The organism is Arthrobacter sp. NPDC057009, assembly GCF_042673905.1.
Lineage (GTDB): Bacteria > Actinomycetota > Actinomycetes > Actinomycetales > Micrococcaceae > Arthrobacter.
The window spans coordinates 112677-134128 of the sequence record NZ_JBHUSB010000010.1 but is presented as its reverse complement, the minus strand read 5'-3'; the positions used below and the strand labels follow the sequence as shown (position 1 = coordinate 134128).

At 68.4% G+C, this 21452-nt stretch carries 20 protein-coding genes; 10 read left to right on the top strand and 10 right to left on the bottom strand.

Features of this window, described 5'->3' with window-relative positions:
* Positions 1-156: 156 nt before the first annotated feature.
* Positions 157-1062, bottom strand: coding sequence for an ArgP/LysG family DNA-binding transcriptional regulator (locus ACFTR6_RS12595; RefSeq protein ID WP_377958167.1), 906 nt, complete (start codon positions 1060-1062; stop codon positions 157-159).
* 70 nt (positions 1063-1132) lie between these two features.
* On the opposite strand from ACFTR6_RS12595, the gene ACFTR6_RS12590 reads away from it, so the two are divergent.
* Positions 1133-1738, top strand: a complete 606-nt coding sequence (locus ACFTR6_RS12590; protein WP_377958166.1) for a LysE/ArgO family amino acid transporter — start codon at positions 1133-1135, stop codon at positions 1736-1738.
* A 71-nt stretch (positions 1739-1809) separates the two neighbouring features.
* Here the strand turns inward: ACFTR6_RS12590 and ACFTR6_RS12585 are convergent, their stop codons facing one another.
* A complete protein-coding gene (locus ACFTR6_RS12585) occupies positions 1810-3159 on the bottom strand; it encodes a PLP-dependent aminotransferase family protein (protein WP_377958194.1) in 1350 nt (449 codons plus the stop codon).
* A gap of 162 nt (positions 3160-3321) precedes the next feature.
* Here ACFTR6_RS12585 and ACFTR6_RS12580 point away from each other — a divergent pair, with 162 nt between their 5' ends.
* The 3 genes from ACFTR6_RS12580 (at position 3322) to ACFTR6_RS12570 (ending at position 6518) form a co-directional block, all read left to right on the top strand.
* Positions 3322-4200 carry a dihydrodipicolinate synthase family protein gene (locus ACFTR6_RS12580; RefSeq protein WP_377958165.1) on the top strand — a complete coding sequence of 293 codons (879 nt, stop codon included), beginning with the start codon at positions 3322-3324 and terminating at the stop codon, positions 4198-4200.
* Between the two features lie 32 nt (positions 4201-4232).
* Positions 4233-5468 carry an MFS transporter gene (locus ACFTR6_RS12575; protein ID WP_377958164.1) on the top strand — a complete coding sequence of 412 codons (1236 nt, stop codon included), beginning with the start codon at positions 4233-4235 and terminating at the stop codon, positions 5466-5468.
* A 132-nt stretch (positions 5469-5600) separates the two neighbouring features.
* Positions 5601-6518, top strand: a complete 918-nt coding sequence (locus ACFTR6_RS12570) for a diacylglycerol/lipid kinase family protein (protein WP_377958163.1) — start codon at positions 5601-5603, stop codon at positions 6516-6518.
* A 39-nt stretch (positions 6519-6557) separates the two neighbouring features.
* Here ACFTR6_RS12570 and ACFTR6_RS12565 read toward each other — a convergent pair whose 3' ends face one another.
* From ACFTR6_RS12565 to ACFTR6_RS12550, 4 genes are read right to left on the bottom strand one after another with little or no spacing between them, the layout of a single operon-like run.
* Entirely contained in the window at positions 6558-7286 is a 729-nt protein-coding gene (locus tag ACFTR6_RS12565; RefSeq protein ID WP_377958162.1) for an aspartate/glutamate racemase family protein, read from the bottom strand.
* A 9-nt stretch (positions 7287-7295) separates the two neighbouring features.
* Positions 7296-8717 carry an amidohydrolase family protein gene (locus ACFTR6_RS12560; RefSeq protein WP_377958161.1) on the bottom strand — a complete coding sequence of 474 codons (1422 nt, stop codon included), beginning with the start codon at positions 8715-8717 and terminating at the stop codon, positions 7296-7298.
* A 31-nt stretch (positions 8718-8748) separates the two neighbouring features.
* Complete coding sequence (locus ACFTR6_RS12555) at positions 8749-9543, bottom strand: aspartate/glutamate racemase family protein (protein WP_377958160.1); 795 nt, start codon at positions 9541-9543, stop codon at positions 8749-8751.
* Positions 9540-10223 (bottom strand): GntR family transcriptional regulator, encoded by a 684-nt coding sequence (locus tag ACFTR6_RS12550; protein ID WP_377958159.1) that lies wholly within the window; start codon positions 10221-10223, stop codon positions 9540-9542. The genes ACFTR6_RS12555 and ACFTR6_RS12550 overlap by 4 nt, the downstream gene beginning before the upstream one ends.
* A 21-nt stretch (positions 10224-10244) precedes the next feature.
* Between ACFTR6_RS12550 and ACFTR6_RS12545 the strand changes: the two genes are divergently transcribed.
* Positions 10245-10589, top strand: a complete 345-nt coding sequence (locus tag ACFTR6_RS12545; protein ID WP_377958158.1) for an aldo/keto reductase — start codon at positions 10245-10247, stop codon at positions 10587-10589.
* On the opposite strand, the gene ACFTR6_RS12540 is transcribed toward ACFTR6_RS12545, so the two are convergent.
* Positions 10559-11425: an amino acid-binding protein gene (locus ACFTR6_RS12540; protein WP_377958157.1), complete on the bottom strand. Its 867-nt coding sequence runs from the start codon at positions 11423-11425 to the stop codon at positions 10559-10561. The genes ACFTR6_RS12545 and ACFTR6_RS12540 overlap by 31 nt on opposite strands.
* A gap of 202 nt (positions 11426-11627) precedes the next feature.
* Here ACFTR6_RS12540 and ACFTR6_RS12535 point away from each other — a divergent pair, with 202 nt between their 5' ends.
* Both ACFTR6_RS12535 and ACFTR6_RS12530 read left to right on the top strand, forming a co-directional pair.
* Positions 11628-12614 carry a hypothetical protein gene (locus ACFTR6_RS12535; protein WP_377958156.1) on the top strand — a complete coding sequence of 329 codons (987 nt, stop codon included), beginning with the start codon at positions 11628-11630 and terminating at the stop codon, positions 12612-12614.
* Between the two features lie 91 nt (positions 12615-12705).
* Complete coding sequence (locus ACFTR6_RS12530; RefSeq protein WP_377958155.1) at positions 12706-13782, top strand: FUSC family protein; 1077 nt, start codon at positions 12706-12708, stop codon at positions 13780-13782.
* 3 nt (positions 13783-13785) lie between these two features.
* On the opposite strand, the gene ACFTR6_RS12525 is transcribed toward ACFTR6_RS12530, so the two are convergent.
* Genes ACFTR6_RS12525 through ACFTR6_RS12515 form a run of 3 tightly spaced genes read right to left on the bottom strand, consistent with a single transcriptional unit; the run spans position 13786 to position 18120 of the window.
* On the bottom strand, positions 13786-14247 hold the full coding sequence (locus ACFTR6_RS12525) for a hypothetical protein (protein ID WP_377958154.1): 462 nt from the start codon (positions 14245-14247) through the stop codon (positions 13786-13788).
* Positions 14244-16679 (bottom strand): molybdopterin oxidoreductase family protein, encoded by a 2436-nt coding sequence (locus ACFTR6_RS12520; RefSeq protein ID WP_377958153.1) that lies wholly within the window; start codon positions 16677-16679, stop codon positions 14244-14246. Before ACFTR6_RS12520 ends, ACFTR6_RS12525 begins: the two co-directional genes overlap by 4 nt.
* A 43-nt stretch (positions 16680-16722) precedes the next feature.
* Positions 16723-18120, bottom strand: coding sequence for an MFS transporter (locus ACFTR6_RS12515; protein WP_377958152.1), 1398 nt, complete (start codon positions 18118-18120; stop codon positions 16723-16725).
* A gap of 145 nt (positions 18121-18265) precedes the next feature.
* On the opposite strand from ACFTR6_RS12515, the gene ACFTR6_RS12510 reads away from it, so the two are divergent.
* The 3 genes from ACFTR6_RS12510 to ACFTR6_RS12500 all read left to right on the top strand — a co-directional run bounded on the left by ACFTR6_RS12510 (position 18266) and on the right by ACFTR6_RS12500 (position 21449).
* Positions 18266-19045, top strand: coding sequence for an IclR family transcriptional regulator (locus tag ACFTR6_RS12510; protein WP_377958151.1), 780 nt, complete (start codon positions 18266-18268; stop codon positions 19043-19045).
* A 155-nt stretch (positions 19046-19200) separates the two neighbouring features.
* On the top strand, positions 19201-20325 hold the full coding sequence (locus ACFTR6_RS12505; protein ID WP_377958193.1) for a 4-hydroxybenzoate 3-monooxygenase: 1125 nt from the start codon (positions 19201-19203) through the stop codon (positions 20323-20325).
* 92 nt (positions 20326-20417) lie between these two features.
* On the top strand, positions 20418-21449 hold the full coding sequence (locus tag ACFTR6_RS12500; protein WP_377958150.1) for an FAD-dependent monooxygenase: 1032 nt from the start codon (positions 20418-20420) through the stop codon (positions 21447-21449).
* Positions 21450-21452: the final 3 nt, after the last annotated feature.

Genomic DNA, 21452 nt, shown 5'->3' with positions numbered 1-21452 from the left:
GATAACGCCTACCCGCGCGTCGGCCCCCCCGGCCGGGCGGCACCCGGATCCGGCCGCGGCGGATGCTTTGGCATCCGCCGCTGCTGCGTTTAATGGCTTCCCCGCAGCCTCTGACGGGCGGCCGGGCGGTGCGGTCAGGCTGGCTGACGGGGCTAACTAGCCGCCATGCGGCGGCAGCGCCTGTGCGGCGCGAACGACGGCGTCCGTCACCTCTGTGAGGCCCGGCGAGTCCAGCGTCCACACCTGCCAGTAGAGCCGGAGGTCCTCGCTCCACGAAGGGTCAAGCTCCACGAGTTCGTTCTCCGGGTCCTGCTGGTCGGGCACCATGCCCCATCCCAGGCCCGCGTGCACCGATTCGACGTACTGGACCGAATCGGGAATGAAGTGCTGCGGGGGCGTGGCGTCCGGGGCGACGCGCGCGAGGACGGCGAGCTGGTGGGTGTCCTTCCGGTCGTACTGCATGACCGGGGCCGCGGCGAGGGCCTCCGGTGTGGGTCCGTCGGGAAACCAGCGGGCCACAAACTCACGTGATGCCTTCGCCCGGTACACCATGATGCCCAGCGGGCGGATAGTGCATCCCTGCACCGGCCGGGGATCCGCGGTAATCGCTGCGACGGCGTCCCCGGACCGCAGGAGATCGGCCGTGGCATGCTCATCGTCGCGAAGCAGCTCAAGGGCCACCCGCCCGCCAAGCGCAATCTCCCGGTAAGCGGCCGGCAGCCACGTTGCGATCGAGTCGGCATTGGCCACGACCGGAACCCGCAGCCGTCCGGCACCGGGCAGTCCGCCACCGTCCGCCTCCGCAGGCGCGGAACCGCGGAGGGCAAGGACCGCCTCGTCGGCGAGGAGCAGGAGCTGGCGGGCCGAGCGGAGGAGCTGCTCGCCGGCCGGCGTTGGCCGGACCGGCTTGAGGCGGCGCACCAGGACGCTTCCCACCGAGCGTTCCAGGGCTTTGATGCGCTGGCTCACCGCTGAGGGCGTGAGGCGAAGTTCGCTTGCCGCGGCATCGAAGGTTTCGTGGTCGACGACGGCGGCCAAGGCCCTGAGCTGATCGAGTTCCATGAAGAGATTCTAATGGAACTGCAGAAAAAATGAATTGTGTTTAAGATTCTCGAGCCGTACCGTCGAAGGCATGATCCCCTTCCTGACCGGTTTCGGCGCCGGCCTCAGCCTCATCGTCGCCATCGGAGCCCAGAACGCGTTCGTCCTGCGGCAGGGCCTCAAGCGTGAAGGCGTGCTGCCGGTCGTCCTCATGTGTCTCGTGAGCGATGCTGTCCTGATCTTTGCCGGCGTCGGCGGAATTGGTGCGCTCATCCAGGGCGCCCCGGTCCTGCTCACTGTGGTGCGCTGGCTCGGCGTCGCGTTCCTTCTTTCCTATGCGGTCTTCGCTGCCCGGCGGGCCCTGCGGCCCGGGGCGCTGAAGGCTGCAGATGCTCCAGGCAAGGGGACTGTCTGGTCGGCGGTGCTTACCGCCGCCGCCATCACCTGGCTCAACCCGCACGTGTACCTCGACACGCTCGTACTGCTGGGCTCACTGGCCAACACACACGGCGATCCCGGCAAATGGCTCTTCGGCGCGGGCGCTGCCACGGGCAGCGCACTGTGGTTTCCGCTGATCGGTTACGGGGCGCGCGGCCTCAGCAACTTCTTCGCGCGGCCCGCTTCATGGCGCATCCTCGACGGCGGTGTCGCCCTGCTCATGCTCACCCTGGCCTTCTTCCTCGCCACGGGGCACTGACACTTTCAGCACGTGCTCCCGGCGGCAAGTGCCCCGGGCCGTTTTGCCAGGCCGGGCGGCCGGCGGCAGCGTTAAGCGGCGCTCTCCGCCATTCGGTCGAGGATGCCGGTGATGACGTCCAGTGCGGCGGCCAGCTGCAGGTCGGTCGGGGCGCCGTACCCGATGACCAGGCCGTTTTCCGGCGTCCGTCCGAAAAAGTAGCTTCCAAGCGTAACGACCCGGACCCCGAGTGCCAGTGCTTCCTCGGCCAGACGCGCGGCAGGAATGTCCGGCTGGAGCCGGATGACCGCGTGCAGGCCGCCGTCGAGGGCTGCCAATTGCAGGTCTTCCCGTCCTCCGAGCCGGTCGAGCAGGAGTGCGCGGCGATGGGAGTACTGGCGCCGTGCCCGGGCGATGTGGCGTGCGAGGCCGCCGCCGGTGATGTAGTTGGCCAAGGCCGACTGCAGTACCCCGGGAACGGGTGACCCGAGGTCACGCCGGGTGTTTTTTAGGCGCTGCCCGGAGGTGCCGCGCACCACCAGGTAGCCGCACCGCAGCCAGGGGCTCAGCGACTTTGAGAAGGTGCCCACCAGGACGACTTCAGCCGAGGACGGCAACGAGGCGAGGGCGGGCAGGGGCATCCGCCGGTGCCGGAATTCACTGTCGTAGTCGTCCTCGAGGATGAGCGCCCCGTTGGCCTCAGCCCACGCCAGCAGCGCCAGCCGTTCCTGCACCGGCATCCGGCCGCCTAAGGGGTACTGGTGGCTGGGTGTCACCAGGATGGCGTCAGGGCGGGGATCAACGGACGCAAGCTGTGCCGCCTGCGGCCCGTCGACGGCAACCGGCAGGGTTTCCACTGCGGCGCCGGCCGCGGAAAGCACCCGCCGGGCCGTGGGATAGCCCGGGTCCTCCATCAGAACGCGGGGCCGGTCCGCCTGGGCACGGAGTGTTGCGACCGCCAGATGCAGGGCGTCACTGGTGCCCGCTGTGATGATGATGTCGTCGGCACTTACCGTAAGTCCGCGGGACGCGGCGAGGTGATCGGCCACGGCCGTGCGAAGGGCCGGAGTGCCCAGGGCATCCGGTAGCTCAACCTCCACCGGCTCGGCAACGGCCTGCCGCCAGGCGGCCCGCCAGTCGCGGTCCTGGAAGGGGGTGCCCGACGGCCGCCCCGGCGTGAGGTCGATGGCAGCAGTCTGTTCCGTGCCGGATCCTGCTTGCAGGCTTTCCGGGACCATGCCCCGGCCGTCCGAACGGACCGCCACGCGGGTGCCCCCGGAGCCGCGGCTTTCCAGGTACCCCTCGCCGGCCAGTTGCTCGTAGGCGCGGACCACCACCCCACGGGAGACACCCAGTCCGGCGGCAAGGCGCCGCGACGCCGGAAGCGAGTGCTCCGGCCTGAGGGTTCCTTCCAGGATGGCCTCCCGCAGCCGGGCGACCAGTTGGGCGGCAAGCGGAACGCGGCTCTGCTGGTCGAGAACCAGCGGCAGTTCAGCTTCGATCTTGGTCCTCCTAAGTTATCGATTCTTGGATCTATGCTAGGACCAATCCGGCTGTGAGCATGAAGGCTGAACCAACGCTGAACTGAAAAAGAGGACCAGTCCGTGTTTACCGGCCTTTGTGCATTTCCCCTCACTCCGCTGGTCGGAGAGATCGTCGACGAAGCCGCGTTTGCGCGTCTCGTCTCGCGCTGCGCAGACGCCGGGGTGGATTCCATCGGCGTGCTGGGGTCGACGGGCATCTACACCTACCTGCTTCGCGAGGAACGGCGCAAGGTTGTGGAGGCAGCCGTTGAGGCTGCCCAGGGGATTCCGGTGGTGGCCGGTGTCGGCGCCATGCGGACCCGTGACGTGCTTGCGTGCGTCGAAGATGCCCAGGCTGCCGGCGCCTCGGGCCTGTTGCTGGCGCCGGTGTCGTATCAGCGGCTGACCGAAGAAGAGGTCTACCGTCTCTATTGCGAGGTCTCGTCCGCGTCCGATCTGCCGGTGGCCGTCTACGACAATCCGGCCACCACGGGGTTCACCTTCACCGATGAACTCCACGGCCGCATCGCCGAACTTCCCGGCATCGCCTCAATCAAGTTCCCGCCCCCGGCGCCGGGCCAGGCTGCTGCCCGGATCGCCCGGCTCAGGGCGGTGGTTCCCGGCGGCGTCACCCTCGGCATCAGCGGAGACTGGGCGGCAGCGGAGGCAATGCTCGCCGGGTGTGACGTCTGGTATTCCGTCATCGCCGGCCTGTTTCCGCAAACGGCCAAAGTCATTGTCGATTCCGCTGTGGCTGATCCCTCGCTTCATGCCTCTGCCGCGCTGGAGCCCGTATGGGCGCTCTTCCGCACCTACGGGAGCCTGCGCGTCACTGCCACCATGGCCGAAGTGCTCGGCCTGGTCGAGGTGCCGTGCCTGCCCCGGCCGTTGCAAAGCCTCGACGCCGGAGGCCGCTCCAAGGTGGAGGAGGCCCTGCGCCTCTCGGGCCTCGGCTCCTGAGGACGTGCGGCATGGGTAGTTTGGATCGCAGCATGGCGGAACAACAAGGACAGGATGCGCGGGGGCAACAAACAGAGCGGGGCCCGACCCCGGCCGGTGGCGGACTGGCCCGCTACGTGGCGGCGGCGGCGGTGGCGCGGACAGCGGATGGCGGAGCGGTTGTAGCGATTGTCCTCATGGTCACAACAGCCGGCGGGCCGGGTTGGCTCGCGGGCCTGCTCGGCGCCTGCATCACCGGGCCCCACTTGCTGGGCCCGCTGGTGGCACCGAGCCTGGACTCCTGCCGCGACGGACGCGTCCTGATCGCGTGGGCGTGCATCGTCCATGGCGCCACCCTGGCGGCTGCCGTGCTGCTGTACCCGGTGGCATGGCCGGTCACCGGCATCCTGCTGGTGGTTTCGGGGCTCGTCGGGCCGCTGTTGACCGGGGGCATCAGCAGCAGGCTTCCTGCGATCGCCGGGCAGGACCGGATCGGCCAGCGCCGTGCCCAGGGCTGGGACGTGGCCACCTACGGCATCGGCGGAACCATCGGTCCGAGCATCGTGGCCGCTGTCTCGGCATGGGCCGGCGCCACTGTGGCCGCACTCATTCTTGCTGCGGCCACACTGGTTGCGGCCGGCGTCGTGCGGTTGCTGCCCTACGCCCCTCCCGCCGCGGCGTCAGCCGACATTCCCGGCCCCTTCCGGACGCTCCGGATCATGGTTTCCTCCGGCCGGCTCCGAAGAATGCTGTACCTGACCGTGACGGTGGCGTTCTCAGTCGCGGCACTGCCCATCACAGCCGTCGCCTCCGCCGCCATGTTCCAGGTCCAGCCGGCCGCCGCCGGTGTCCTGACGGCCGCTTACGGGCTGGGCGGACTGGCTGGCTCGGCGGCCGTGATGCTCCGGCCGCTGCGCGGTGATGCCGACCGGCTGGTCACCCGGCTCGCTGTGCTGGTAGCCGCGGCGCTCGCCGTGGCCGCACTGTCGGTGTCCTTTGTGCCGGCCGTTGCCGCCTATGCGGTGGCCGGGCTTCTGAACTCATACTTCTTCGCCGCCACACTGGCCGCCCGCAGCGAGTTTGCTCCGCCGCACGTCCGCGGGCAGGTCTTCGTCTGGGTTGGTGCCCTAAAGATCGCCGCCGGGTCCGCAGGCACGGTGGCGGCCGGCGCGGTCATGAGCCCGGAGCCCCGGCTTCCGCTGTTCCTGGTCTCCGCCTTCATTCTGGCCGTGGCCGCTGCCTCGGTCCTGGACCGCCGCAGCGCCGAATGGCCGGAGGCCGCGCCCTGAGGCCACTTATTGCGGGCAGAGGACATGAGGAACTTGCAGCCGGATTGGCGGGTTCATCCCCAGAACCGGGGAACGCGGCTACGATGTGAGTTCCAAGGGCTTTCGGGCCCTCCGCCGCAGCTGAAGGACGCCATGACAGCCCAGAACGCTTCCTCGCCGCCACGGGCCGCCGTCGTGGTCAACCCCGCCAAGGCTGTTGGCGCCGACCTCAAAGCCTCGCTGTACCGGCTGTGCGAAACACAGGGCTGGGCCGAGCCAATGTGGCTGGAGACCACACCGGAGGACCCGGGCGTCGGGCAGGCGAGGGAGGCACTCGAGGCGGGGGTCGACGTCGTTATGGCCGCGGGCGGCGACGGCACCGTCCGGTGCGTGGCAGAGGCGCTGGCCGGAACGGACACACCCATCGGGCTGGTGCCGCTGGGGACCGGCAACCTGCTGGCCCGCAACATGGGGGTGGACATCACCGACCCCATTTCCGCCGCCTACGACGTCCTGAACGGCACCGAACGGACGGTGGACGTCGCCAGGACCACCTTTGACGGGTCCGACGACGAGAACGTGTTCCTGGTGATGGCCGGCGTCGGCTATGACGCAGCGATCATGGCCGATACTGTGGACGCCCTGAAGGACCGGATGGGCTGGCTCGCCTACGTTGAAGCGGGGATCCGCAAACTGCCCGGCAAGCCGGTCAGGGCCACGGTCCGCGTGGAAGGCAAGCACCCGGTCAAACGGCGGATCCGCAGCGTGATGGCCGGAAACTGCGGCCGGATCATGGGCGGCATCGAGATTTTCCCGGAAGCCAAGATCGACGACGGCGTGCTGGACCTGCTGGTCCTGGCCCCCAAGGGGCACTTTGGCTGGCTCGGCGTTGCGGCCGGCATCTTCGGCCGCCGGAAGAACCAGAAGGAATCTGCAGAGTATTTCCAGGGCAAGAAGGTCGAAGTGAGCCTGGAACACGAGGAGGAATTCCAGCTCGACGGCGACCATGTAGGCACCGTCAAACACCTCACCATCTGGGTGGACCCGGGGGCTCTGAAAGTCCGGATGTAGTGCGCTGTTGGCGGCTCCCAAGCCGCCAGCAGCGCAGGGTCAGTCCGCGAGCAGCCGGCCCCACTTTGGCGCGAGCAAGGGGGATCCGGCGAGTTTGAGGCAGTGCCAGAGCGTGACGGCCACGGAGTCGAGCACCGGAACACCCGTGCCCGCTTCGATCTCCGCCGCGATGTTGGCGCCGTACAGGTTGGTGCAGAGGTAGATCAGCGCGTCGGGGGCGTCAGCCGCAAGCTCCAGGGAGCCCGGACGCATCTCGTCGTCCGTGACCCGGCCGAAGGACTCGTTGTCGCTCAGACCCAGGCAGCGGTGGCTCACGGTCTTGATGCCGTCCCGCTCGTAGGAGCCGATGATGGCGTGGTTGACGTCCTCCGTGTACGGCGTGAACAGGCCGATCCGCTCCGTGCCGAACGTGCGGAACGCCTCCAGGTACGCCAGCGTGGACGTCGTGGCGGGAATGCCGGTGGCGTCGGTGATCTCGTGGACCAGGTCGCGGTCATGCCCGGATCCCAGCCACGAGCCGGAGGTGCCGTTCCACGCGATTACGTCCACGTCCGCCGTCGCCAGCAGCCGGGCGGCCTCGCGCATGACGGCCGGGTCGAACTGCCTGTCCGATGAGTCGTCCAGCGCGATCCGGGTGACCGGGATCCGAGTGAAATGGATGGTGACGTCGGTGCGGTCGCCCAGGATCCGGTAGCTCTGCGGCTCCAGGCACGTGTTGGAGGACGGCACGATCATGCCGATCCGGGTGGTGCGTTTGACGGCGGTCATGGCATGCTCCTAGAGGGTGGCGGGGGACAGATCAGCAATGGCGGCGTGGTGTTCCCGGAAGCCGTTCCGGGCCACGAAGCGGCCCACGGCCCCCGGATCATGGAAGCCCTCCCGGTCCAGCACCACCCGGCCTGCGGAAACCACGACGGCGGGCCACCCCGCCAGTGTGCGGCCGTCGAACGGCGAGAAGTCGCTGCCCATGTGCAGCGCGCCGCCGTCCACGGTCCGCTGCTCGGCGGGATCGAAGAGCACGAGGTCCGCGTCGAAGCCCTCGGCGACGGCGCCCTTCCCCGGCAGGGCGTTGATGCGCGCCGGGCCGGCGGAGAAGACCTCCACGAACTCCTCGACAGTGCTGCCGGCATCAGCCATGGCCGTGAACGTGACGGGCATGCGGGTCTCCACGCCGGGCAGCCCGTGCGGCATGGCGCGGACGTCGTCGGTGCGTTCCCGTTTCTGGGTCAGGTCATAGCAGGAATGGTCCGAGGACACGGTGTGGATGGCGCCGGCCGCGAGCCGCTCCTTGAGCGCGGCAACGGTTTCCGGGCTGCGCATGGGTGGGCAGCAGGCGTACCACTCCGGGAAGCCCGAGCCGTAGACGGTGTCATCGAGCGTGAGGTAGTGCGGGCAGGTTTCCGAGTAGGCCTCCTGGCCGAGGGACCGCGCTTCGGTGACCAGGTCCACTGCCCCCGGCGTGGACTGGTGGACGAAGTACACGGGAGCCTTGGTGTACGCGGCCATGGCCAGGGTTTCCTTCACGGAGATTTCCTCGGCCAGTTCGGGACGGGTCCTGTGCAGGTGCTCGATGCCGATCCGGCCGTCGTCGGCGTGCTGTGCGGTGCAGTCGCTGATGATGGGATCGTGCTCGGCGTGGATGTAGGTGAGCCCGTCCAGCCGGACCATTTCACGCATTACCTTCAGGATGGTGTCACCGTCGGCCATGGTGGTGCCGCGGTTGGTGGTGTACATCTTCACGGAGCGGACGCCCTCGGCGGCGAGCTGTTCGAGCTGCCACGGCACGGTCTCGTCCCAGCTGATGACGGAGCCGTGAAGCGCCACGTCGCAGCGGGACTCTTGAGCCAGTTCCTTCTTATTGAGCACGGCCGCAAGCGGGGTTTCGCAGGCATCACGGGGGATGCCGAAATCGATGATCGTGGTGGTGCCGCCCCAGAGGGCAGCGGTTGAGGTGGTCCGGTAATCGTCCAGGGTGCGGAACCGGCCGGTCACCTGGGCCACGTGGCAGTGTCCGTCCACGCCGCCGGGGATCACCAGCAGGCCGCCGGCGTCGATGGTGCGCTGCGCCTCGGGTGCGGGTTCTGCGGCGTCAACGAGCTGGCTGATGCGGCCGCCGGTCACCACCACGTGGGCCTGCCGGCGGCCAAAGCTGTTGACCACGGTGCCGTTGGCGATGACGAGTTCGGGGATGCGGGACATCGTTGTCCTCCTGACTGGGAAGCTGATGGGTTTAGTTGGTGGGGGCCGCGGCGTTTGCTGCCGTCTGGGCGGCGGTGAGGGCGGCGTCGAGATGCTCTGACAGGCCCTTGCGGGCCTTGACCGGCGGCGGGGCGAAGGCGCCGGCCCGGTGCAGGCCGGACTGCAGTTCGACGACGGCCTCGGCCATCTTGATGCCGGCGGAAATGCCGTCCACCACGGGAACCGGGATCTGGCCGCGGAGTTCGCGGGCCAGTCCCGCCAGGGGTGCGCCGGCGAGGATGACGACGTCGGCTCCGTCCTCGCTGACCGCCTGGCGGCTGAGCGCCAGCAGGGTTTCCTGGAAATCCTGCTGCACGGAACCGATGCTGTTCAGGCTTTCATTGATGGAGCGGATGGAGGCCAGCCGTCCGCCGAGGCCGAAGTGCTCCACGCAGTCCCGGTACCACGGGCGGATCCGGTCGGAGATGGCAATGATGGAGAAGCGCTGCCCCTGCAGTGCGGCGGCGCAGAGGGCGGCCTCGGTGATGCCGATGACCGGCACATCTGTAAGTTCCTTCAGGGCGGGCATCCCCGGGTCGCCGAAGGCGGCCACCACGATCCCGTCGATCCGGTCTTCCGGGGAAGGGTCCGCGGTGTGTTCGGCGATGATCTCGGCGACGGCGCCCGCCGCGATGAGCGACTCAAAGCGCGTTTCGATGTACTCCACCCCGTGGCCGGCGGTGCGGACCACAAGGCTGGTGCCGGGTGACGCGGAGCGCCGGGCCTCGGACTCGATCAGCGCGGTGACGTCCTCGCTGATGTTCGGGTTGATGACGAGAAGCTTCATTTTTTCTTCCGGTGCAGGGCTGGTTCCGTTTTCTGGAAGTCCTCGGGGAACTGTTCGCGGTACTTGCCGATGTGTGAGGCCGACTGGGCGGCGGCGCGGTCGGGGTCGCCGCTGGCGATGGCCTCGTACAGGTCCCGGTGTTCCTGGATCAGTTCCGGCAGGTCGCTCACGTGGCGGAACAGCCAGTGCATACGCCCCTGCAGGGGTTCCAGCGCGGATTTGAGAAAGTTGTTGTCGGCGATGCCGGTGATCGCGTCGTGGAATTTGCTGTTGGCACGGTGTGCCTCAATGACGGCGCCCTTGGCCAGGCAGCGGTCGGCCTCGTCCAGCAGCCCTTTCAGGTGCCCGAGGTCCTCAGCCGTGGCACGGGTGGCGGCGAGCCGGCAGGCCAGCACCTCCAGCGACTGCCGGACGTCGAAGAGGTCCTCGACATCCTTGGCGCTGAGGGTGCTGACTTCGGCACCCCGTGCCCCGCGGTCGCTGATGAGCCCTTCCTGGCGGAGCATCCTCAGCGCTTCCCGGACGGGAAGGCGGGAGACGTTGAATTCTGCGGCGAGGTCCCGTTCCACCAGCCGGGTGCCGGGAACGTAATGCCCCTCGAAGATCCTGGTGCGGAGCGTGTCCCGGACAGCCTCGCGGAGGGGGCGTTCCTTGTCCTGGGTGTCTTCTGCGGTAAGCATGGTGCTCCGTTCGGATTCTTGGTGGGGCTTGCGTTCCCGGCCGGCGGGGTTGGGTGGGGTGCTGCCGGATCCGGGACCCGGCAGGACACCGACGAGTTCGGCAAGGGACTGTACAAGCAGGACGAGCACGCGAACAAGGCCATCGTCGACGCCGTCGCCGCCGTCGCGGACGAACGCGGCGTCCCGATGGCACAGATCGCTCTCGCCTGGAGTGCGGGCAAGTCCGCCGTCACCGCACCGATCATCGGGGCGACCAAGGAGCGCCATATCGACGACGCCGCTGCCGCCGTCGAGCTTGACCTGACCGAGACGGAGGTCCGGCGCCTCGAGGAGAGCTACACGCCCCGCAACCCCTCTGGCTTCTGACCTGCCCGCAGGGGCTCCCTGTGCGCCAGGATTTCGGCGAGCTCGGCGAGCCGGTGGGCGCGGGCCGATTCGGCGGGTGTAAACGGCTCGCCGGGACGGAAGAAGGTGATGGGCCCGTGCCAGGCGGTGGGAATCTTCAGGATGGTGCCGGCGTCGTTCGTTTCGGCGCCGCTGGCCTGGACGTGACGGGCTGACTCGCTGCCGGGGTCGAGGATCCTGGCGGACAGCAGTTCCGCCACCGCCAGCGGAAGTTCCCCCGGAGCGGCGGCGATCCGGGCGGCCAGGCTCAGGGCCTTGGTCTGGCCGTCGGCCATGGCCAGGGCGGTGGTGGGCCAGACCTGCGTGCTCCGTCCGCCGCCGTCCGCCAGCGCCTCCAGCAGCTGGCGCTCGCTGACCCCGCCCGGGGCGGACAGCACGAATTCGTCCATGACCCCGCCCCGGATTGGGTGGGCGTGGATGCCCAGAATGTTGGTGTCCAGCAGCGCCAACGACCTGGTGATCCGCTTGAGGGAGCCGGGCTCGTCGCGGAGAACGGTCCTGGCCCGCCACAGTGCAGGGGCCGTGCCAAGCCTCCGCCGGTGGCGGAGTGCAGGTGCGTGGAGCCACCGCCGCAGGATCCGTGCGGCGGACGGTTCGGCCACCCAGATCACCAGGACGGTGGCCGTCAGCGTCAGGACCAGCACTTTGGCCACGTAGGGCAGGTGCGTCTGGACTACCAGCGCGTGCACCAGCAGTTCGATCGGGAGCATGACGGCGACATTGGCCAGGGTGAGGCGGGTCTTGGTCGGCTCGGGCATCTGCCCGCAGACTTCACAGCTGAGTTCGGAGGGCTTCATGCTGCCAGCCTGCCCGGCGCCTGTTACAGGGGGATTGCCCGGGCGTTCCGATCCCGCGAAACATCTGTATGACTGGAGCGGGAGTACCCGCCGCCGCTTCTCTCCCGGGCTATGGCCAGCCTCCGGCCCGGTACCTAGACTGAAGGGACCAGCGTGCGGAGCTCCCGTACAACGGCCTGCTCGCACGAAAAAAAGTCGACTCGTGGAGAGCACCGTCATGTCCATCATCATCAGTCCAGGCCACACACGCCGCCGTGCCGCCGCGGGATTCCTCGCCCTCGCCGCGCTCCTGGTCCCCGCGCCGGTCGCTTCCGCCGGGGAAGCAGTGCCATCCCGTTCGGGCGAGGTTGCCCCCGTCATCCTGCTCGACGGCGCCAAGGGCGCCGAAGGCATCGCGGCCGCCGGCAGCACCAGGTTCTTTGCCGGTGACCTCATCACCGGGGACATCTACCGCGGCGACATCCGCAGGGACAAGGCAACCAGGTTCATCGATGCGCCCGATGGCAGGATGGCAGTGGGCATGAAAGCGGACCGGCACAACGACCTGCTGTTCGTGGCCGGCGGGCCCGGCGGCCAGGCCTACGTTTACGACACGGACACGGGAAAGACGGTCAGGACCTACCAGCTGACCACGAAGGAAGCCTTCATCAATGACGTGGCGCTCACGGACCGCGGCGCCTGGTTCACCAATTCGCGCCAGGGTGAGCTGTACTTCATCCCGGTGGACGACGACGGCGACCTCGGCAGCGTCCGCACGCTGACCATCAAGGGCCCCGCGGCAGACACCAGCAAGCAGTTCAACCTCAACGGCATCGCCTACTCCCGCGACGCCCGCCGCCTGGTGGTGGCCCACACCGGCAACCAGACGCTGTACACGGTCAGCCCGCGGACCGGCAACAGCACCGAGATCACCGGCGTGAAGGTGGCCAACGTCGACGGCGTCCTGGTCAAGGGCGACACCGTCTGGGCCGTGCAGAACTTCTCCAACCAGATCAGCCGGCTGCGCGTGAACTTCCACGAATCGACCGCAAAGCTGCGCGAGGTCATCACCAGCCCCGACTTCAACATCCCGACGACGGCCGCGCTGTTCGATGACACCCTCGCCGCCGTCAATGCCAAGTTTGGAGTGCCGAACGCCACCACCTTCGAGGTGGTCACCGTCGACGCCCGCACCAACGCCACCAAATAGGGAAAGCCGGGGCCCGCCCCCTTAAACTGGTAAGCGGACGCCAGGGCCGCCGTCGTCAGTTCCAAACTGCAACGAAAGGCGCGATTCCCCCGTGAAGCTGCTGGCCGAGATGTTCACCCTTGCCCCGGCAAACAAGGACCATCATGTTGCCACGCGGTGTGCCGTGGGCGTGTTCGTGCCGCTGATCACCCTCGTGCTGCTGGGCCGCCTGGACCTGGCGATTTTTGCGTCCTTCGGCGCCTTCACCGGGATCTACGGCCGCGGCGAGCTGCACCGCAAGCGGTTCTTCATCCAGGTCCGGGCCGGCGCGCTCATGCTGCTGGTGATCCTCCTGGCCACGCTGACCGCCCGCGCCATGCACGCCGGCGGGGTCTCCCCGGAGGCCAGCACCTGGCTGCAGGTGCTGGCCACGACGCTCGTGGCCGGCGGCTGCTCGCTGGTGATCGCCCGGTGGCGGCACCGGCCTGCCGGCTCGCTGTTCCACATCTTCGCATTCGCCGCGATCGCGTCCATCCCCGGCCAGCCTCCGCTGTGGCAGTGCATGCTGGTGTCCGTCCTGACCACACTCTTTTGCCTGGCGGTGGGGCTGTCCTCCCGCGTGCTGCGCAGCCACCGGACCCCGTGGGAGATGCCCCCGCCTGCCCGGCTGACCGCCGAGGAGAAGCGGACGGCCAGACTTGAAGCGGTCGGCTACCTCGTGGCCGCCGGGGTCGCCGGCACCCTTGCCACCCTCGTTGGCCAGCGGCTCGGCTTCGGGCACAACTACTGGGCCATGGTGGCGGCTGTGGTCCCGCTGGTGGGACGCACCACGCGGCACCGGATCGCCCGCGGCGTCCAGAGGATCATCGGCACCGTGCTCGGCCTGATCCTGCTGGCCGGCATCCTGCTGCTGCAGCCTGTGCCCTGGCAGACGGTCCTCGTTATCGCGGTCTGCCAGTTCGGTGCCGAGCTCTTCATCGCCCGGAATTACGTGCTGGCGCAGGTCTTTGTGACGCCGCTGGCCCTGAGCTCCACGCTGCTCGTCTCGCCTGCAGCGCCCGGCATCCTGCTCCGGGACCGCATCGTGGAGACCGTGATCGGCGCCGCTGTGGGAATCGCGGTGGTGCTGGCCCCCGCCGTGTGGACCCGGCTGACGCGGCGCGCTTCGGCGGGAGTGGCAGCGGGCTAAGCGCTATTCGGCAACCAGGAGTGCCTGCGGTGCTGCCTGCTTCATCCGGGTCTGCAGCCACCTGATCTCCAGTTCGGAGTCGCCCTCGCACTGCGTCACGATGGCCTGCAGTTCCTTGTCCTGGTCGCCCTGCGCGGCCTGGCCCACCATCATCCACGTCACGTCGATGTGGTTGACCAGGACGTACAGGTCCTGCAGGTCAAGCATCAGTGCCAGCGGCCCGGAGCGGACCTCCTTTACGCCGTTGGCCGTCAGCCGGTGTTCCTCCTCGCCCTCGACGTCCTCGCCGTAGCGGTCGATAACCGGCTTTAGCGCTTCGCGGTGGGCGTCGCACTTTTTGGCGAAGGTCTGCAGGATGAAATGCACGTCGGGTTCGTCCCCGTGGCCGTCCGCCACTACCCGGAATGACGATGCGAGCGTGGCCTCCGCCTCATCCAGCAGGCCGATGTAGACAGGCAGTTTCATCGCTGGGCTCCTGTTGCACGGCGGGATGCGGTGGTGTCCGGAGCCTTCGACGGGCCGTCGCCGCTGCGCAGCTTTTCCACCCGCACGGCGGCGTTCTTGAACACCGGCTGCTTGGACACCGGGTCCCACTCGGTGATGGTGAGCTCGTTGGCGGCGCGGTGGTGGCCGCCGTCGGCATTTACGACGGCGGGATCCCCGGTCCCGGTGCCGGCGGCAGCACGGCCGTCGGGCACGTCCCAGTATCCGTAGTGGAACGGCGCGAAAACGGTGCCGGGCCGGATGTCGCCCACCCGGACCGGAACCTCGAGGCTGCCGCGGCGAGACGTCACCCGGGCGATATCCCCTTCCTGGCACCCCGCCCGGGCCGCGTCCTCGACGGACATCTCGATCCACGGCTCCGGGGCGGCATTGTTCAGGCGGCGACTCCGGCCGGTCTTGGTCCGGGTGTGGAAGTGGTATGCCGTGCGGCCGGTGGTGTAGCGCAGCGGGTATTCGGCGTCGGGCTCCTCGTGCGGAGGAGTGTAGTCGAGCGCCTTCAGCCAGGCCTTCCCCGGCTGCACCGTTGCCTTGTATTCGATCTCCCCGGTGGTGGCGCCGGTGAGAAGGTCGTGGCCGAAGGACTCGCAGTACTCCGGTGCGGTGGGGAAATCACCATCGGTGTAGAGCCGTTCGGTCCCGTCCGGCTGGCTTTCGGTGCAGGGCCACTGGATGCCGCTGCCCCCGCGCAGCCTGTCGTAGCTGAGCCCGGTGTAGTCGCACGGCCGGCCGCGCGAACACTCCTTCCAGGCCTCGAAGCCGTCCTCGGGACCGGACCAGTCCAGCAGCGGCTGCCCATCCTTGTCCGTGAACCCCATCCGGCGGGCATAGTCGAGGAACACGTCAAGGTCGCTTCTGGCTTCGCCGGGTGGTTCCACGGCCTTCTCGGACAGGTGGACAGTGCGGTCGGCGTTCGTGAACGTGCCGGTCTTCTCACCCCAGGCGGCGCAGGGGAGGACGACGTCAGCGCACTGCGCCGTTTCGGTGAAGTAGATGTCCTGCACCACCAGGAACAGGCTCTCCTTCTCCGGGACGTGCCGGATCCGTTCCAGCTGCGGCATGGACACGGCCGGGTTGGTCGCGGAAATCCACAGCAGCCCGATGGAGCCCTGCTCGGCGTACCGGAAGATCTGGAGGGCGTGCGTCGGCGGTGCCCAGTGCGGGATGATGGCGGGATCCACGTTCCACAGCCGGGCCAGGTCCTCGACGTGCTGCGGATTCTCCCAGTTACGGAAGCCCGGCAGGTCGCCGTCGGCCCCGCATTCCCTGTTGTTCTGGGCGGTGGGCTGGCCGTTCATCTGCAGCAGGCCGCAGCCGGGCCTGCCCAGCATGCCGCGGAGCAGGTGCAGGTTGTTGACCTGGCAGGACGAGGCCGTCGCGTGGGCGGACTGATAGAAGCCCTGAAGGACCGTAGACAGCACCTTCTCCCCGGTGCCGAAAATCTCGGCGGCGCGCCGTACATCGGCAGCTGACACACCGCATGTTTCCGCGACCTTCTCGGGCGTCCACGGCTCTACCACGCTGCGCAGCTGCTCCAGGTTGGCGGTGTGCCGGGAAATGTAGTCCTCGTCGATCCAGTTGTTGGCCAACACCTCGCGGATCAGGCCGTTCATGAGGGCGAGGTTGGTGCCCGGATGGACCGCAAGGTGCACGTCGGCGCGGCGGGCCACCTCGGTGTCACGGGGATCGACGCACACGAGCTTTGGCGGATTGGGCCCGTCCAGCCGGTCGAGCACCCGGGCCCACAGCACCGTCTGCGTCTCCGCCATGTTGTGGCCATAGAGGAAGATGGCGCTGCAGTGGTCCACATCCTCGTAGCTGCCCGGCTGGCCATCGGCGCCGAAGGACTCCTTCAGCGCGGTAGCAGCGGTGGCGGTGCAGAGCCGGGTGTTGCCGTCCATGTGCGGCGTGCCGATCCCGGCCTTGCCGAGGATGCCCAGTGCGTAGTATTCCTCCAGGAACAGCTGGCCGCTGGTGTAGAAGCCGTGGCTGAGGGGACCCTTCGACGCCAGGAGTTCCTTGCTGCGCTCCACGATTCGGCCCATGGCGGTGTCCCAGTCGGTTTCCACCAGCTTGCCGTCCACCCGGATCAGCGGGCGGGTCAGGCGGTCCCGGTGCTCCTCGCCTTGCCAGCTGCCGTAGAGGCCTTTGGGTCCCAGTCTGCCGCGGTTCACCCGGTCCTGCGCCCGGCCCCGGATGCCCACCATCTTTCCGTCCTTGACGGCGATGTCGCACCCGCATCCGTTGCTGCACAGGACGCAGGCCGACTGCACCCAGCGGTCCACGTCGCCCTCGGCCAGACCCTCGGCCAAAACCTGGTCCACGCGCTCGGGCCACGCCTGCCCGCTTCCGTGCGGTGTCCGCCCGCCCCAGATGTCAGCGATCCGGTCCGTCATGGGGCAGCCTCCCTGGATGGTAAGTGAACTTACCGACCCTAGGTTACCTGCCGCCGTCGTCAGCGGAAGGAGTCTGCTTTGAGCGTTCGACGGCGGGTTCCCGGCCGGGTGCCGCGGCGATGGCATGGGGGATGGCCGCCAGTGCAACGACCGCGAGGACGGCGGCGACGGCGAAGACGTAGAAGCCCCACGGGTACGCGATGCCGGCGGCTACGAGCGTTCCGGTGACGGCAGGTCCCATGATCGCCCCGAACCTGCCCACCCCGGCGGTGAAGCCGAGGGCGGTGCCGCGGAGCCGCGCCGGGAAGAGCTGGCTGACCCACGCGTAGACGAGGACCTGCGAGCTGAAGACGAAGACGCCGGTGACGAAGACGGCGGCGTTGAGCAGGAATTCGTTCTGCATCTTGATGCTGAGGACGGCGAGGAACACGGCGGAGAGGCCGAACCACAGCAGGACGATCCTTTTCGTGCCGTGCTTGTCCGCCAGGATGCCTGCCACGATCAGACCCACGACGGCGCCCACGTTGAGCACGAGCAACAGCACCAGGCCGGTGCTCACGGTGTACCCGGCGGAGGACATGAGCTGCGGCAGCCAGGTGTTCAGGCCGTACACCAGCAGGAGTCCCATGAAGGATGCCACGGCAATTCCCAGCGCCACGAGCGGGTAGGGCTTTTTCGTAAGGTCGCGGAAGCTGGCGCGCCCGGCGGAGGCCTCTGCCGGCAGGAGCGATGCGGGCGCCGCTTCGGGCTCGGCTGCCGGCACGGCAATCGGGCGGTGTGCCCGGGCAGCGTGGGCCGGAACGTTTGCGGGGGCCGCGGGAGCCGCTGCACCCCGGCCGTCCCTGCCGGATCCTGCCTGGACAGGAGGCAGCGTTTCCGGGAGCCGGAACCACAGGAACGGCACCAGCACGAACCCGGCAACCCCTCCCACCACGAACATGATGCGCCAGTCCGGCACCACCAGGATGGCCAGGAACGCGGTGGCCACGGCACCCACGTGATAGCCGGTCATGGTCCGGGTGGTGGACTTTCCTGCCGTTCCGGCCGGGGCGTAGTCGTTCATATAAGCGAGGGCCGCGGGCAGGCAGGCGCCGAGCCCCACGCCTGCGAGCAGCCGGAAGATACCGAACATGGCGACGTTGGGGGCGAAGACCACTGCGAGGGTGAACAGGGAGAACCAGGCGACGCACGCAACCAGCAGCCGGCGGCGTCCGAAGCGGTCCGAGAGTGGTGCGATGAACAAGGCACCGATCCCTACGCCCACCAGCGAAATGGTGGCGGCATACGTGGCCCCGATAGCGTCGAACCCGAGGTCCTGGGTCTTAATCAAGGTGGGAATGACGGTGCCGAGCACCACCAGGTCGAATCCGTCTAACACCATGGCGAGCCAACAAAGCCAAACGGGCCATTGGGAACGACGGGTGGCTGGAAGCGTGGTCATGTGAACCTCGTTGTTCGGTTTTGGAACTGGGTGGAATGGAAGCTGTTGCCGGGCCTGGGGCCGGCGCGGGCGGTGCGACATGAGATTTGTATCACCAGTAGATGTAATCTGGGACAACCCAAACCATTCATTGGAAGCAGTGACCGTGGCAAATTCCGTCTCCGGTGATTCCGTGGTGGACCGCGTGGTCCGCGTGATCGCCGCCTTTCCCGAAGGCGTCACTGTTCTGCAGCTCTCCGAACTTGCCGCGCGTGCACAGCTTCCGCTGACCACGGCGCACCGGCTGGTCCGGCAGCTGGCGGCACATGGGCTCCTCGAAACGACGCCCGGCGGTTCCGTACGGCTGGGGCTGCGGCTGTGGGAGCTCGTGAACCGCAATTCACCGACGCTGGCACTCCGGCAAGCGGCGATGCCGTTCATGGAGGACATCCAGCACGTCCTCAACCAGAACGTAAACCTGGCGGTGCTCGAGGGCTGGGAGGCCCTCTTCGTGGAACGGCTCTCGCGCCGCGGATCGGTTGCCAACCGCGCCCAGATTGCAGGGCGCTTGGCAGTTCACATCTCCTCCGCGGGCCTGGCGCTGATGTCCCATCAGCCGCAGTCTGTCCAGGCCGAGTACCTTGGCCAGTTCCATGATCCCGCCGGAAAAGTGACGGTGGAGAACCTCCGCGCGTTGCTCGCCGAGGCCAGTCGCCTGGGGTACGCCCAACTTGCTGGCGTCATCGACCCCGAAACCTGGGGAATTGCGGTTCCGGTGCTGGACGGCAAGAAAGGCGCGGTGGCGGCGCTCGGCGTCGTCGTTCCGTTGAAGGAGGTTCGCCTTCAGGCGCTGGTCCCCGCGCTGCAGACGGCTGCCAGGGGCATCGCCCGGCGCCTGGGCGACGTGGAGGGCACAAACGTATTCCATTCAATGGAATCGGCGTAACGCCGTTCACATTCTCCGGCGCACACTGTTAGGCAGAAAGAAACGCCGGCCCTGACTTCCGCCGAGGGCCCCGCAATGAAGCGAGGAACATCGTGGCAGCACGCAAAACCATCAAAACCCAGGTGGCCATCCTGGGCGCAGGCCCCGCGGGACTTATGCTGTCCCATCTGCTGGCCAAGGCCGGCATCGAATCCACCGTAATCGAGATCCGCAGCCGCCAGGAGATCTCGGAGACAGTCCGCGCCGGCATCCTGGAGCACGGCACAGTCAGTATGCTCGTCGACGGTGGCGTGTCCGACCGCGTGCTGCGCGAAGGGGACCGGCACGACGGAATCGAGCTGCGGTTCAACGGCGAGAGCCACCGCATCGACTTCAAGGAACTGGTGGGGGAGTCGGTCTGGCTGTACCCGCAGACCGACGTCTTCATGGACCTCGCCGCCCGCAGGGAAGCCGACGGCGGCGACGTCCGCTACAGCGTCACCGACACCACCATCCACGGCATCGAGGAAAGGCCCAAGGTCTGGTTCACCGATGCCGACGGCGGGGAGTACGAACTGCAGGCCGACTTCATCGCCGGTGCGGACGGCTCGCGCAGCCACTGCCGTTTCCAGATCCCCGAGGCGCACCGCAAGTGGTACTTCCACGAATACCCGTTCGCCTGGTTCGGCATCCTCGCCGAGGCACCCCGCAGCTCCGACGAGCTGATCTACGCCAACTCCGAGAACGGCTTTGCCCTCATCAGCCAGCGCACCGAAACCGTGCAGCGCATGTACTTCCAGTGCGACCCCAAGGAAAACCCGGCCGACTGGAACGACGAGAGGATCTGGGCCGAGTTCCGCAGCCGGGTCAACGGCAACGGCTTCGAACTCAAGGAAGGCCCGGTCATCGACAAAATGGTCCTGCCCTTCCGCAGCTTCGTGCACACCCCCATGAGGCACGGCAAGCTGTTCCTGGCCGGCGACGCCGCGCACACCGTGCCGCCGACGGGCGCCAAGGGCCTGAACCTGGCCATCCATGACGTGAAGGTGCTGTTCGAAGGGCTCGACAGCTACTACAACAGCGGCTCCACGGCATTGCTGGACTCGTACAGCGACCGGGCCCTGGACCGGGTGTGGAAGGCCCAGCAGTTCTCCTACTGGATGACCACCATGCTGCACACCCCCGCCGACGCCGGCGACTTCGCCCGCGCCCGCCAGCTGGGCGAGCTGAACTCGGTGGTGTCCTCCCGGCACGGCCAGGCGTACCTTGCCGAGGCCTACACCGGCTGGCCGTCGGCCTAGCCGCGCCGCAGGACCGGCCCGGGCCCGGGCCCGGGCCCCGGCCGCCTCCGCGGGGGAGGACCGGTCACGGGGAGGAAGGCTACCATCGGTCCATGGAAGCCATAACCATCATCGGCGGCGGCATCGCCGGCCTCGCGCTCGCGGCCGGCCTGGACCCGCAGCGCTTCGACGTCGCCATCCATGAGCAGCGGTCCGGTGTGCCGGCGGTGGAGACGTCACTGGCCATGTGGCCGGAGGCGCAGGCGGCACTGGCGGTTCTCGGCGTGCTGCCGCTGATCAGGGAGGCGGGGACCACCTTCGGCGGGATGGCCCTGCGCGCCGCCGCCGGCACTGCCCTGGTGGCACCCGAGGTGCGCGGGGTCATGGGCGTCTCGCGCGCGGACCTCATTCGGATCCTCGACGCCGCCGTGCCCGCCTCCGTGCACCGTATCGAGGGCAGAGTGGACGACATCCCCGCAACAGGACCGCTGGCATCGGGCCTGCTGGTGGGGGCGGACGGCGTGCACAGCGTGGTCCGCCGCGCCTTCTGGGGCACCAGGTCGCAGGCCAGGCTGACGCCGTATCTGGCATTGCGCGGCGTCCTTCCGGCGCCCGTCCAGGACAACGCCGGCGGGGAATACTGGGGGCGCGGACAGCTGTTCGGCATCACGCCCGCGGCGGGCGGCAGGACCTACTGGTACGCCTCGTTCCGCTCCGGCCTGGGCCCGGCAGGCGTCGATGTTGCCCAGGCCCTGGAACAGGCACAGGAGCGTTTCGCCGGAAGCGCGCCGGCCGTCCGGACGGTTTTGGAGCAGGCCATGCCAGAGGCCACGCTCGCGCAGCGGATCTGGACCACGCCCGGCCTCCGCAGCTTCGTGCGGCCGGGCGCCGTCCTGGCCGGCGACGCCGCCCACGGCATGACGCCGAACCTTGGCCGCGGCGCCTGTGAGGCGATCGTTGACGCTGTCACGCTGGCGGAGCTTCTGAATGCCAGGCCCCTGGAAGACGCGCTCAGGGCCTACAACCGGCAGCGCGCGCTCCGGACCCAGCTGCTCAGGCTGGCCTCCTCCGCGATGGCGGGCGTAGCCCTCGCCGAACGGGGACAGCCGCTGCGCGACCGGCTGCTGAAGCTCGCTTCCCGGTAAGGC

Bases quoted from the DNA above. Each gene is read 5' to 3' on its own strand.
- ACFTR6_RS12595 (WP_377958167.1), bottom strand. From the start codon at position 1,062: ATGGAACTCGATCAGCTCAGGGCCTTGGCCGCCGTCGTCGACCACGAA.
- ACFTR6_RS12590 (WP_377958166.1), top strand. From the start codon at position 1,133: ATGATCCCCTTCCTGACCGGTTTCGGCGCCGGCCTCAGCCTCATCGTC.
- ACFTR6_RS12575 (WP_377958164.1), top strand. From the start codon at position 4,233: ATGGCGGAACAACAAGGACAGGATGCGCGGGGGCAACAAACAGAGCGG.
- ACFTR6_RS12570 (WP_377958163.1), top strand. From the start codon at position 5,601: ATGACAGCCCAGAACGCTTCCTCGCCGCCACGGGCCGCCGTCGTGGTC.
- ACFTR6_RS12565 (WP_377958162.1), bottom strand. From the start codon at position 7,286: ATGACCGCCGTCAAACGCACCACCCGGATCGGCATGATCGTGCCGTCC.
- ACFTR6_RS12560 (WP_377958161.1), bottom strand. From the start codon at position 8,717: ATGTCCCGCATCCCCGAACTCGTCATCGCCAACGGCACCGTGGTCAAC.
- ACFTR6_RS12555 (WP_377958160.1), bottom strand. From the start codon at position 9,543: ATGAAGCTTCTCGTCATCAACCCGAACATCAGCGAGGACGTCACCGCG.
- ACFTR6_RS12550 (WP_377958159.1), bottom strand. From the start codon at position 10,223: ATGCTTACCGCAGAAGACACCCAGGACAAGGAACGCCCCCTCCGCGAG.
- ACFTR6_RS12540 (WP_377958157.1), bottom strand. From the start codon at position 11,425: ATGAAGCCCTCCGAACTCAGCTGTGAAGTCTGCGGGCAGATGCCCGAG.
- ACFTR6_RS12525 (WP_377958154.1), bottom strand. From the start codon at position 14,247: ATGAAACTGCCTGTCTACATCGGCCTGCTGGATGAGGCGGAGGCCACG.
- ACFTR6_RS12520 (WP_377958153.1), bottom strand. From the start codon at position 16,679: ATGACGGACCGGATCGCTGACATCTGGGGCGGGCGGACACCGCACGGA.
- ACFTR6_RS12515 (WP_377958152.1), bottom strand. From the start codon at position 18,120: ATGACCACGCTTCCAGCCACCCGTCGTTCCCAATGGCCCGTTTGGCTT.
- ACFTR6_RS12505 (WP_377958193.1), top strand. From the start codon at position 19,201: ATGCTGTCCCATCTGCTGGCCAAGGCCGGCATCGAATCCACCGTAATC.
- ACFTR6_RS12500 (WP_377958150.1), top strand. From the start codon at position 20,418: ATGGAAGCCATAACCATCATCGGCGGCGGCATCGCCGGCCTCGCGCTC.